General features: G+C 62.2%; 10 protein-coding genes. 5 read left to right on the forward strand and 5 right to left on the reverse strand.

Features of this window, described 5'->3' with window-relative positions; translation table 11 throughout:
- Positions 1 to 108 precede the first annotated feature (108 nt).
- The 4 genes from PLJ71_19615 to PLJ71_19630 form a co-directional block, all read right to left on the reverse strand.
- Positions 109 to 318: a DUF2892 domain-containing protein gene (locus PLJ71_19615; protein HQM50900.1), complete on the reverse strand. Its 210-nt coding sequence runs from the start codon at positions 316 to 318 to the stop codon at positions 109 to 111.
- A 329-nt stretch (positions 319 to 647) separates the two neighbouring features.
- A complete protein-coding gene (locus PLJ71_19620) occupies positions 648 to 2,078 on the reverse strand; it encodes a sigma 54-interacting transcriptional regulator (GenBank protein HQM50901.1) in 1,431 nt (476 codons plus the stop codon).
- 267 nt (positions 2,079 to 2,345) lie between these two features.
- On the reverse strand, positions 2,346 to 3,695 hold the full coding sequence (locus PLJ71_19625; protein HQM50902.1) for a hypothetical protein: 1,350 nt from the start codon (positions 3,693 to 3,695) through the stop codon (positions 2,346 to 2,348).
- Between the two features lie 242 nt (positions 3,696 to 3,937).
- Entirely contained in the window at positions 3,938 to 5,887 is a 1,950-nt protein-coding gene (locus tag PLJ71_19630) for an alginate lyase family protein (protein HQM50903.1), read from the reverse strand.
- A 322-nt stretch (positions 5,888 to 6,209) separates the two neighbouring features.
- On the opposite strand from PLJ71_19630, the gene PLJ71_19635 reads away from it, so the two are divergent.
- From PLJ71_19635 to PLJ71_19655, 5 genes are all read left to right on the forward strand, one after another.
- The gene (locus PLJ71_19635) at positions 6,210 to 7,127 is read left to right on the forward strand and encodes a DUF1559 domain-containing protein (GenBank protein HQM50904.1); all 918 of its coding nucleotides are present in this window, start codon (positions 6,210 to 6,212) and stop codon (positions 7,125 to 7,127) included.
- Between the two features lie 139 nt (positions 7,128 to 7,266).
- Positions 7,267 to 8,883, forward strand: a complete 1,617-nt coding sequence (locus PLJ71_19640; protein ID HQM50905.1) for a M14 family zinc carboxypeptidase — start codon at positions 7,267 to 7,269, stop codon at positions 8,881 to 8,883.
- A 140-nt stretch (positions 8,884 to 9,023) separates the two neighbouring features.
- Positions 9,024 to 9,443, forward strand: coding sequence for a GntR family transcriptional regulator (locus tag PLJ71_19645; protein ID HQM50906.1), 420 nt, complete (start codon positions 9,024 to 9,026; stop codon positions 9,441 to 9,443).
- 70 nt (positions 9,444 to 9,513) lie between these two features.
- Positions 9,514 to 10,428, forward strand: coding sequence for an ABC transporter ATP-binding protein (locus PLJ71_19650; protein HQM50907.1), 915 nt, complete (start codon positions 9,514 to 9,516; stop codon positions 10,426 to 10,428).
- A gap of 144 nt (positions 10,429 to 10,572) precedes the next feature.
- Positions 10,573 to 12,264: a hypothetical protein gene (locus PLJ71_19655; protein ID HQM50908.1), complete on the forward strand. Its 1,692-nt coding sequence runs from the start codon at positions 10,573 to 10,575 to the stop codon at positions 12,262 to 12,264.
- Between the two features lie 88 nt (positions 12,265 to 12,352).
- Here PLJ71_19655 and PLJ71_19660 read toward each other — a convergent pair.
- Positions 12,353 to 12,651: hypothetical protein (locus tag PLJ71_19660; GenBank protein HQM50909.1), on the reverse strand; the 299-nt coding region annotated here is incomplete at its 5' end.

Here is a 12,651-nt window from a genome sequence, read left to right on the forward strand (position 1 = left end):
CCTCGGCAACGGCCCGGCGGCACGGAGCGGTGTGGATATACCGCCCCGGTTTTAGGGAGGGAACCCTGACGGCCTTGAAAGGCCGTATTCAACTGTCTCACGCAGCCCTTATGGGGCTGGCGGCTGGTCGGAACGGCGAAGGCCCGCTCTTTCGAGGACCCAGACCATTGGGCACCAGTTCGTAAAACCCGACTGAAGCAGGTTGGCGCCCACAAACCCCGTGAAAATGAGCCAGTAGCGCGAATGGAACGCCCCGAGAAGGGCGCTGGCAAGGACAAAGAACCCCGCTATTGTGCGTAAAGCTCTCTCAACAGTCACGGTGCTTGCCACTCCGCGCACGCAGTTCAGGAGTTTGCCGACAACTGACAGGGGGAGAGCAGTTTTCGTGCCAAAAAGTGGCTTAAGGTCAACCTACTCCTCAAGCATATGCCGTAAGGCAGGTTATAGAATCACGAAAAATTCCTGAGAACGCGGTTTTGTATGAATGTTACGTTACACAGCGTTACATTCTGCGCAGATGTGGCGTTACCTAAACGGTCTCAGGGAGCAGTGGCAGGGGCCTCGTGAACCTCCCGGGACACGGACAACGCCCCCGGAGCTGATGTCCTGCGGCGCGACAATTCTCCCGGAACGGTTCGGCGGCGCGCTTAGTCCTGCGGTTGGAGGGGGACATTGAGTTTTTTCATACGGCGCCAGACGGACGTTCGGGTGATGCCGAGACGCCGGGCTGCCTCAGCCTTGTTCCAGCCGCACGCGTCGAGCACGGCGATCAACTCGTCGCGTGTATTGCCGCGTTTCCGGCGCGAGGGCATTTCGGAATAGACGTCGGACACGTCGAATCCGCCGAGTTCGCCGGATTCATCGCATAGCTGGCGCTTGACTTCCACGCGGCGGATCTCGACGGGCAGGTCGAAGGGTCCGATGAACGCGCTGTTGCACGTGACGAAGGCGTGCTCGATGGCGTTCTCGATTTCGCGCACGTTGCCCGGCCAGCAATAGTCCATAATCATGTGGATGGCGTCGGGGGTCAAACCCTGGATGTTTTTGCCGGTTTCTTCGTTGAACCGTGCGATGAACCGCTTGATGAGCGGGTCGATGTCTTCCTTGCGTTCGCGGACGGGGGGCAGATGTATGGGGAAGACCTTGAGCCGGTAAAAGAGGTCTTCGCGGAAATCGCCGCGCCGCACGAGGTCACGCAGATTGCGGTGCGTGGCGGCGATGACCCGGACGTCGACTTTCCTGGGGATCGACTCTCCGACGCGTTCGAGTTCGCGCTCCTGCAATACGCGGAGCAGTTTTACCTGCACCAGGGGCGGGATGTCGCCGACTTCATCGAGGAAAATGGTGCCGCCGTTTGCGCGCTCGAACCGTCCGATGTGTTCCCTGATGGCGCCGGTAAATGCCCCCCTGGCGTGGCCAAAAAGTTCGCTTTCGAGAAGGGACTCGGAAAGGGCGGAACAATTCACCCGGACGAGCGGTCCGTCTTTTCGATCGCTGTGGTAATGGATCGCCTTGGCGACCACTTCCTTGCCGGTTCCGGTCTCGCCGGTGATCAGGACGGTGACAGGGGACGCCGCCGCCAACTCGACGAGGTTGAAAATCTCGCGCATCTGGGGACTTTTCCCCACGATATTGTGAAACTCGAAGCGGCCCGTCACTTCGCGCCGGAGCTGGTTCATTTCGGTTTCCAGGCGCCGCAGCGAGGTAATATCGGTGAGCGTGATCACGGCGCCCATGGGTTCTCCGGCTTCGCTGTGCAGAACGCGTCCCGCGGCGACCACCTGGACTTCCTCGCCGTTTGAGTTCCGGATGACGGTTTCGGTTTTATCGACGGCTTCGAGGTGGAAAACATGGTACGTGATGGGGGGCACGGGCCGGCTTTCCCCCTCGACGCGGCCGTCGCTCAGGAACGCGCAATTTCGTCCAATGGCCTCGGCAGGCGAATACCCGGTAATGCGTTCCATGGCGCGGTTCCACCGTTGGACGACAAAATCGTTATCAATAACGAACACCCCGTCGGCCATGGTATCGAGAATGGTGGCCAGCTCCAGGGCTTCCCGTTCCATCGATTGGGTCATGACGCGCGTCTCCCTCAGTTGCAAGTCCGGATCATAGCATATGGAGTGTTTGGAGCGTCACCCTTGCCCCGTCCGCTGCTCTTCTGGGTCACGAGCACCAGGGAGGTCAGTCCGGGCGTCCGGCATCCGGCGCCGGCGGCCAGGGGAAACGCTTCGCCGGGGGAAACGCGAAAACGGCGGCGGGACCCGTTCTTCCGTGACCGGGTCCCGCGTGATTGGAAGCCCCCCCTTGGGGATGTCAGCAACCGGGAAAGGGCGTATTGATGCTTATGCGATAAAATTGAGGATGGCGTCGGCGGCCGTGCCGCGCGAGCCGTCTTTTCGCACAAACGAGGCGAGCTGCTCGAGGCGGTTGCCGCCGGCCGCTGTCTGGTTTACGTTCCGGTAGGCAAGGGATATCTCCTCGATGCCCGCCGCGTCCAGGCTGGTCAGTTCACCGTCTTCGGTCTCGCCGTCGCCGTCATCCTTCCAAAGCAAGAGTTCGCTGAAGCGGTCGTCGAGCCGGTTGATGCGTCCGTCGCCGTTGCTGTCGAGCTTACGGAGTTCTTCGAATCCGTTTGCCGCGCCGTTCTGGTCTCCAAACAGCTCCGCGCCGCTGTCGATGCGGCCATTGGCATTGCGGTCGATGGCGAGGAATGCGTCGCCGCCCGTTACGAACGCGGTCCTGGCGGCCTTTCCGGTTCCTGTGATGTCGAAACGCGCGCCGTCACGGTAACTTGACAGTTCAATGCCGTCTCCGTCAAGGTCCAGCACCACAGGGTCGGATTCCTGCACGGCCTGCCCCTGGACCTGCACGATTTCGGTGTATTCGAACTCGAATTCGAGTTGGAACGTCATGCTTTGGGCCTGGACCTGTATTGGGGAGGATGACTCCCCGTTCGCGGGCAGGGCGCTCGTTTCGCCGCCTCCTAGAAGCCCGAGGGCGCGCAACTGTTCGATGAAGCTCTGAATACGCTCCTGCAGCTCCCCGCCTCCCTGTATCAGGTCGTGCATGAGCGAGAAGATCTCGCTGGCAATGTCGTCGAGTTTGGCGAGCACGTCCTGCGCGAACCCCATGAATTGGTCAAAAGAGGCGGAGTCCCCGTTTTGAAGGGCCTCGGCAGCGCCGGCAAACCCGTTGAGTGCGGCGCCGGACATCGTCAGCGAGATCGAGAATCGGGCCGACATCTGCCGGTTAGCCAGGACAAAGGACTGCTGCCGGGCGCCCTCGAGGCCGTTCGCGACCTTCGACGTGCGCTGCTGAAAGATGGCGAGTTCCTCGTAACGGGACTCGGCGAAGAAACTGAATACGAGCTGTTCCATGCCGGCTTGTGCTTGTGCCTCGCCGGCATCTTCGTTTGCGGCCGCGATACGGGCGCGCACTTTCTCGAACTCGGCCGCGAGGCTGACGCGCTCCATCCGGGCACTGTACGTGAGCGCGTCGAATTGGTCTGCGATGGCCGTTTCGGCCGTTTGTGAGGCCCGTGCGGGTGCGCCTTTCCCGGCAGTAGCCAGGAGGGCGGGCAAGGCGGCGTTTTCGCTGGGCGTTTTGCCGCGCCCGCGAAATCCTGATGAGGTGGCAGCGTTGATGAGCTGATTGAGCTGGGGAAAAACATTCGACACCCCTGCAGTGGCCATGACAGTTCCCTCCCGGCCCGTCCCGAAAACGCGGAACCGGCTTAAGATAGTTGTTGCCGTTTCTGGATATCGGCAACACAAGGCGTGGACTTTAGCCGGGTTGTCTAACCAAGCTAAGGGGATGGTGCGTGCTGCCACTCAGACTGAACCCGTTCCGGCGTTCGTTGCTCCCGGCAGTCATGGCTATGCATGCTTGTGGGAGACCCTTGCGTTTGTGGACGGTGTGGTGGCGGCGGTCCCGCTTACAAGCCTGGCGCGTTGCACCACGCGCGTTGCCGGGTTAGATCGCGGCCCACAGTGTGGAGTTTTCCGAACACCTCGACGTTGAGTTCTACGCGCTCCGCGCCGACCATGAAATCCTGTGGCAGGGCGGCGCTGACACGAGGCGTTTCAACGCCGTGGTAGGGCACGAGTAGCGTGAGAAACGCGGCGGGGGCTTGGCCATTGTGCCGGAAACGGATGGCCGTGCGCGGGGTGCGGCGGCCGTAAGTCCAAGCATACCAGCCATCTTCCTGCACGGCTGTCACAGGGGCATCGGGCCCCTGCCAGACCAGCACATTTGCGTCGTCGAATCGCGTGGCCGCCCAGTGCGCGCCGCTGTCCATCCGCACTTCGCCGGGCGCGAACTGGAAATGCAGGTCCAATACTCCCGGAGCATCGCCGATGGCCTCATCCAGCAACACGAGGAATTGTCCGTCTACAAGCCACACGGTACGGCGGTGCGTGAGCCTCTCGTAGGAGCCGTTCTCGACTACAACAGCCGTAAGCGCCGGCTCAGCGTTCCAGAGGAGCGCCTTCCCGTCGACCTTGGTGTCTTTTTCGTCGAGGGTCAAGGTCTGATGCACGCGGGTCTGGCGGTGCCATGCCCGCCCTTTGGGATCGTGGCCGTAGGTGTAGTATCCGGAGTCCGTCATGAGCCAGCGGCCGTAGGCGTACAGTTCGAACGTGCCGTTGTCGGGCTGATCGTGGCCGCTGATGGCCGGGGGAGAGCAATGCAGGGCGAAATAGAGTTGCCCGGGGCCCCACTCGTTGCGCAGCGCATACATGCCGGCGTCCGGGAACGCATAGCTCGTCTGTTGGGGAAGTATCTGGTAATCCAAGGCCGCGCGGGCGGCATACTTCGGGTCGCCAAACACCTTCGTGCCCTGCATCAACGTCGGATAGAGCTGCCACTGAGAACGGTCTTCCGGGAGGTCAAGAGTCCGGCTTGTGTCGCCGAACATCGGATATCCCAGTTCCGGGGTTGCAATGCCGAAGATGTAATCGAACATGCCCCGTACCCGCTGTCGGTACTCCTGGGGCACGTCGATATCGCACGCCTCCATGCGTTCCATAATCTCGACCGCGTCGCGCAGCACGCCGCTGTGATATCCGCCGGACCACTCGCGCTGCACGCCGTCGGGCGTCACCTGGGCCACGAGGTTGCCGCTCAGGCGGCTCATGGCCAGTTCCATCCATCGGCGGGAATCCGCGAACTCGGGGAACGTATACGCGATATTCACGAACCCGCGCTGCTCGAACACGGCCTTGTTGTGCACCGCGTTCATGGGGAGCTTCTCGGTCTTCACCTGGTGATCGTAAAGACTCGCAAGCAACACGCCCAGGAACTCGGGCGTAAATGCTTCGGCATGCACCATGACCGGGAACGACTGGCACAGGCGCGTCGCGCGAACACCGGTCTGAATGTCCAGCCAGGCGAATCCGCGCCACCGGTCGTACACGTAATGGGTCTTCGCGTGTTCCTCGAGAGGATGTTTCGCGATCCAGTCGCGCGTGAGGTCCACGTAGGCTTTTGGATATTTCTCGTCGCGCGTTTCCCGATACGCCTGCTCGAGGGGCTCGGTCCAGTAGAACCGGTATATGGCGGCTACCCATTCGATATCGCCCCGGGGATCCCAGTCCCAGCGGAGGTCTTGCTCGTACTGCGCCGGCTCATAAGGGCCCCACTGGAAAACGTGGTTGACGACGCCGTCTGCAACCCGCAGACTGGTCTCATTCACCTTTCCCGAGGGTTCGGCAAGCGGGTATTTCGCGCGGTAATGGGCCAGCAACGCCTCAAGCGCCTTGATGCGGCCCTCCTGCTGCGCCGCGGCTTTGACCGCAGCCAGTTCCGGGCGGTCCAAGTCCAGTTTTGACAGGACATCCTCGGGTTTGAGCGACTGCAACTCGGCCGCTTCTTCGCTTGCGGCCACGTGAGCGCTCTTCGCCCCATGCGTCCAATCCCACCCCGCTAAAAGCGCGGCAGCGCACATTGTTGCCATCGCGGCCCGGATAATCCTGTGTCTTGGCCAGCTCAGCATCTTCACATTCCCTCCGCGGTGCAAGAATCCTTCAGGGAATCACAAGGCATCATAGACATGGCCCGGCGATGCATCAAGGCGCGTTCCTCTCAACTGTCCGGAGGTTTGCGGGTGCTGCGGGACATCAGTATACTTCAGCGAGTTTCTTGGAGCCGATGGCGCCGGTGACGGGGCGCGGTCAATCATTTCGAAACGCGACGCACGGAGTTTTTTGATGGCACAGAGGACAGTCGGAGGAAGGCAAGGGTTCACGCTTATCGAGTTGCTTGTGGTCATCGCGATCATCGGTATCCTTGCCGCGATTCTGCTTCCCGCCCTTGCGCGGGCGCGGGAAGCCGCCCGCCGTGCGGCATGCGCGAACAATCTCAAGCAGATGGGCCTGGCCTTCAAGATGTACGCCAACGAATCGCGTGGAGAAAAATGGCCGCCGCGAATGATCCACAATATCCGTGGACAGCTTTCGGACACCATGATCTTCAACGGCCCGTCGATGTATCCCGAATACATCACGGACCTCAATGTTGTCTGGTGTCCGTCCATGGCGACGTCGACTCCGTTGGAGCGCTACGATCAAGGCGAACGCGGCGGGGGAAACAAAGACGGGATTATTCAGCCTGAAGAACTGGTGAAGTCACCCTTCAACTATACGGGCTGGCTCTTCATGGACGCGGTGAACTTCCTTGGATTCGACAAGGTGGGCGTGCCCGGCAGCGGCATCGGCGGCCGGTACGAAGGCGCGGACTACATCGACACGCCCTTGGGAGAATTGGGCGCGGCAAGCGTGGCCACCAGCGGCGCGGCTTCCGATGAAGATTACGACTTCGCGGACACCTTTCCCGGCACTCAGGCAGGCGGCGGCGACGTTCTGTACCGGCTCCGGGAAGGCGTCGAGCGGTTCATGATAACCGATATCAACAATCCCGCGGCCTCTGAGAACTCGCAGAGCATCGTGCCGGTCATGTGGGACCATCTCACGGCCCAGGTGAAGGGGTCTACACACGTGCCTTCCGGCGTGAACGTGCTGTATATGGACGGCCACGTCACGTTTTCCCGGTACCCGGGTGAATCTCCCTGGATGGTGACGATAGACGGGCCGCGCATCATGGGCCGCTACGATCGCGAGTTCAAATAGGCATCGCCGGGTGCGGCCCGGAACCGCGCACGGGCATCCGCCTTCCGCCCGGCCCGCTACCCTTGATGGAAACAACCCCGCCCGGCACTGGTATACTCTTTGTGGTTCTTGTGCCGGGCAACAGGGATGTGATTCTGGGATGGGGTGCGTCCCGTTCTCGAGACGCCGGTGGAGTACTGCGATTCGCCGGATTTTCACACTCGCCGCCGTAGGGCTGCTGGTCATGCCGGGCGCGGAGGCCTCGGCGGCCGCCCCGCGCATGGCGCTGGGCGCGGGCCCGCGCACGGGCCAGGTCTACATCATCGAGGCCGCGGCGGCTGACGCAGAGGCGGTGCTGGAGCTTGCGCGGCGCGGGTTCGATATCGCCTCGGTGCGTGACGGCGCCGTCGAGATCTACGCGGAAGCAAGCGAACTCGAGCTTCTCGGCGAGTTGGGCTATTCGTGGCGGGTAACCGGCCGGGACGGCGGCCAACTCAAAGCCCTGGGCCAATACAACGACTACGCGTCCCTCACGGCGATGCTCGAGGCCTGGGCGGCGGCCTATCCTGATATCGTCCGGCTCGATAGCGCGGGACAGTCGGTTCAGGGCCGCGAGCTGTGGGTGCTCAACATCAGCGACAACCCCGGCGGGGAAGAGGACGAGCCCGAGTTCAAATACATATCGGCCATTCACGGCGACGAACCAATCGGCACCGAAATGTGCCTCTATTTCATCAATCTGTTGCTGACGGGATATGGCAACGACCCGGACATCACCGCTCTCGTCGACACCACGGCCATCGCCATCATGCCGCTGATGAATCCGGACGGGCGCGAGGCCGCCAGCCGGTACAACGCGCAGTCGTTCGACCTCAACCGGAGCTTCCCCGAGTACCCGGCCGATTACACGGGCACGGCATACGACGGCGAACCCCTTGGAGATGCCGGCCGCCCGGCCGAGGTGGCGCACGTGATGCGGTGGACCACCGCGAACCGCTTCGTGCTGTCGGCCAACTTTCATAGCGGCTCCCTTGTCGTCAACTATCCCTACGACGAGGACGGCTTCCCTTCGGGTTATGATGCGCCCACTCCCGACGACCTCCTGTTCGAAGACGTGGCGCGCCGATACTCCTTCCACAATTCTCCCATGTGGAACAGTGCCGTCTTCGAGGACGGCGTCACGAACGGCTCGGCGTGGTACACCGTCTTGGGCGGCATGCAGGACTGGCATTACCGCTACCTCGCGTGCAACGACGTGACAGTCGAGCTTTCCGACACGAAACGGCCCGCGGCGTCATCGTTGCCCGGTCTCTGGGACGACAACCGCGAGGCCATGCTGCATTACCTCGAGGCGGTGCACATCGGCGTGCGCGGCGTCGTGACCGACGCTCTTACCGGATTGCCCGTCAACGCCAAAGTGACGGTCGAGGGCAATGCGCAGCCTGTATTCACCGACCCCGGCGTCGGCGACTACCACCGCATGCTCCTGCCCGGCACGTACACCCTCGCCATCGAAGCCGAAGGCTACCAGCGCAAAACGGTCCGCGGCGTTGTTGTGTCCGGCGGACCGGCCGCCCGCGCCGACATCGCCCTCGTGCCGCTCGATGCCGTGTTCGACGCCGACATCGACGATGACGGCGAAGTCAATGCAAGCGACGTTCAGCTTGTGGTCAATGCGGCTCTCCAAATCGATGTTTCCTACGATTGCGACATCAACGGCGACGGATCGGTCGACGCTGTGGACGTCCAGCTCGTCATCGTTGCAGTGCTGGCGTAGGCGCGCGTGGCGCGTCCGGCTTGGCCCCGGACGAGTTCAAAAGTGTGTGGCAGCCGCTGCAAAAAGCCTCTTGCATTCCGGCAAAAATTGTGTTAGAGTATTAATACAATTTCTTCAGACTCAGGCGGAGGCATCGGGCGATGCAATTCCACATCTCTGCGGCGGACGGCGTGCCGCTTTATCAGCAGATCGTCAACCAGGTGAAGCTCATGCTTGCCTCGGGACGCCTTGAGCCCGGCGACGAACTCCCGCCCATCCGCGTGCTTGCCCAGCAACTGCTCATCAACCCGAATACGGTCGCGCGGGCCTATCGCGAACTCGAAACGGAGGGTGTTCTCACCAAGCGCCAGGGCGCAGGCACCTATGTGTCGGACCAGGGCTCGCCGCTGGCCCGCCGCGAGCGCCTTCGGCTCGTCCGGGGATCAGTGGACGCCCTCCTCGCGCAAGCCCTGCAGTTGGATATCGATACCGAGGAAGTAATCGACATCATCCGCAAGCGTGACAAGGAACTCATGGATAGGGGCAATAAGACAAATGATAAACAAGAGAGCGAAAGATAGCGACTGACCTGAGGTCTTGCGCGGCAGGCTGGGATCTGTCCCGGCCATTTCTTGCAGGAGGATGTTCTCGATGGAACACGACGATAACCGAGACATCGTAATCGAAGTGAAGGGCTTGACACGCCGGTTCCGCCGGACAACCGCCCTCGCCGATGTGGACTTGACCGTGCCGCGGGGGTGCGTGTTCGGGCTGGTGGGCGAGAACGGCGCGGGGAAAACCACGCTCATTCACCATCTGCTGGGACTGCTCAAGGCCCAAGCGGGCTCGGTCCGGGTATTCGGACTCGATCCGGTCAAGGACCCCGTGGGCGTATTGTCGAAAGTAGGCTACCTCTCGGAGGACCGCGACATCCCCGACTGGATGCGCGTGCACGAGCTTATGCGCTACACCCAAGCGTTTTATCCCGAGTGGGACGAAGCCTACGCCGAGGAGTTGCGCGAGACTTTCGGGTTAGACCCCGGTGCCCGCATCAAGGAGCTGTCCCGCGGACAACGTGCGCAGGCGGGGCTCCTGATCGCGCTGGCGTACCGGCCGCCGCTGCTCCTGCTCGACGAGCCGTCGTCGGGACTCGACCCGGTCGTGCGGCGCGATATCCTCGCCGCCATCATTCGCACCGTCGCCGACGAGGGCCGCACCGTGGTCTTCTCTTCGCACCTGCTGGATGAAGTCGAGCGCGTCGCGGACGACGTCGCCATGCTCCACGAAGGGCGCCTCGTGTTCCAGGGCGGCATGGACGCCATCAAAGCGTCGCACCGCCGCGTGGTAATCCGGTTCCCCGAACCCGTCGAACGGCGGCCCGACTTTCCCGAAGCGCTGGCCTGCGAAGGTGGCGGCCGCGAGTGGAGCGTTGTGTGCGACGGCGACCTCGAGCGTATACGCGAGGCTATCCGTACTGGCGGCGCCGAGGTCCTCGCCGAAGAAATCCCGTCCCTCGAAGACATATTCGTGGCGCGCGCCGGCGCCAGACATAGGGCCGTCCGGTAGGAGTAAGTATGCGCTTGGCTGGAGAGAGGAGAGCGGACGAGAGCGGGGACGGGGGTTCCTGCTCGCACCTTGGCCGGGTCGCTGGTGGCTACGTGCGCGTTTCGTCAGACAAGAGGACCGCCGTAGAGAAGAAGGAGAGTAGCCATGGAAGCCGAAAACGCAGCAAAGACACATGGCACTAACCGCCGTTTAGGCCCAGCGCAGGCGCTGCTGTGGGAACGCTGGAGGACGGGCGGATGGCTGGCATTGGCGGCGTGCGCGGCACCATGGGCGGGTGTCGTGATTCTGTTGAAGGGTGGCGAGAGCGCCGCGGACATTTTGAGCATCATCACTTTCTTGGCGTTCGTTGCGCTGACGATAGTGCTGCTGGTGCGTCGTTCGGGGCGCGAGCTGACCACGGGCGTCCCTTCGTACCAACTGCGTCTCCCCGTAAACACGGCCCGCCTGGCGCTGATCAACTATGGCTACGGCCTCTTCTGGGTGGGGCTTTTTGTGGTGCCCCTCGCCCTGACTACGCTGATTGCAGAGGCCGTACCTAGCGCTACGCAGCGGAACGCCTACCTGTTGCTCCACGCGGTTTGTGTGATCGTCTTCGTCTGGATGCACGTGCTTGCGTGGACACCGGCAGTGCGCAAAACGGGATTTCTATTTGCATTCGGCCTGCTATTGGTGACGATTCCTTTGATTCTAGTTTCTAAATCCGTTGTGGGGATTATCACGTTCGCGCATCTCCGCGAATGGTATGGTCCGTACCTGTGGTGCGCCGCAGCAGTGGGTTTCGCGGTCGCCGGTTACTTCTTTTCGTGGCTCATGCTGGCTGCAGAACGCCGCGGCGCAGCCCAGACCGGCGCAGAGTTGGTGGTCCCGCATCCGCGGGGCGCAGTCAGACGGCGTAAACCTTTCGCGTCGCCTTTTCGCGCGCAAGTGTGGTTCGAGTTCCGGCGCTATTGCCCAGCGGTGGGCCCGTTCGCGCTCTTTTCGGGACTCGTCATGACCGTCTGCATGGTAATCCAGCTAGGACTCCTTCGACCAGTGACCGCGTTAAGCTCTGTGTTCGCGGCAAATGCAACGCAGACTCTGGCAGTCATCCTCCTTCCGGCGGGCGCATGGACGATTGGGATGCTGATCCTATCGGAGAATCACCTTGCGGGTACCCGTCATCGCACCTTCCTCTTCACTCGTCCCCAAGAGACGCGGCTAATGGCCAGCGCCCGACTCCTGGCACTATTCCAGGTCGCTGTGATCGTGCTGGGCATTGCGCTGGCCACGGAAGCCGTTAACCAATCTGCGCTCTACGCCGGGCAACGAATGGTGAATGCTCGAATCGCCCGGTTACGTCTCGAAGCCGGCCTGACGCCGGACGAACCTCTTCCAGAAGTCGTAGGCCTGGCACAGCCCCAGAAGGAGGCGGATTACATGGGGAGCCAAGTTGTTAGAATCAGCGACCCCGCATGGTTTCTCGGGGCTTCACTCTTTACTGTGCTAGTATGGAGCTGTCTGACATCGCCGGTTCCTGCAGTGGTGGCCGCGTGGGGCCCTTCACTTCTTGCGGAATTCAACGGTTCTAGGTCCGCCTCAATGTACACGTTTGCGGCATTGTTCGCAGGCATCTTCGCAGTCTCAGCATGTGCGTGTTTGTGGCGCCGGCTCATGCGTTGGCGCAGCCTGGCGCTGTGTGTGACGGTATTTATCGCGGCACTCGTGTTTCCTCCAACTGATTTGGTGGACGACCTCCCTCTTGCGACGTCTCGTTTGTTTGCCGCGTTGCTGCTCATCGTGCCGCTGCTGCCGTTTACGCTCATCCCTTGGTGGTTGCACTGCCAGCGCCACCGGTGACGGAAGAGCCCTGCGCCGTCTCGGAAGCCCCGCAGGGGCGGCAGGACGTAGCCCGGCGCAGCAGAGCCGCAACCGCGAAAGGCATCGCTCAACTGATTTCTTGAAGCGTGTCCATGTTTCGGGCCTTCAGCCCTTTTGGCGGTTTGGGTCCGATTTCCTGGCCCTGCAGGCCAGGCTGGTATGTAACGCGCCGTTGGCGCTGAAAGAGCCGGGAACTGATGTCCGAAGCACGAGAGGTCCGAACAAACGAGGTCCGTAGCCCCGCAAGGGGCGGGAGGGTGTAGCCTAGGGCCAGCCACGCGGAACGCGTGGCGCAGCCCTGGGACCTTGGCCAACCCTTCCCCCAGCCCCGCAGGGGCGGTGGGACGTAGCCCACGACCGCCTCCT

The sequence above is a fragment of the Candidatus Hydrogenedentota bacterium genome, from assembly GCA_035416745.1.
Lineage (GTDB): Bacteria > Hydrogenedentota > Hydrogenedentia > Hydrogenedentales > SLHB01 > UBA2224.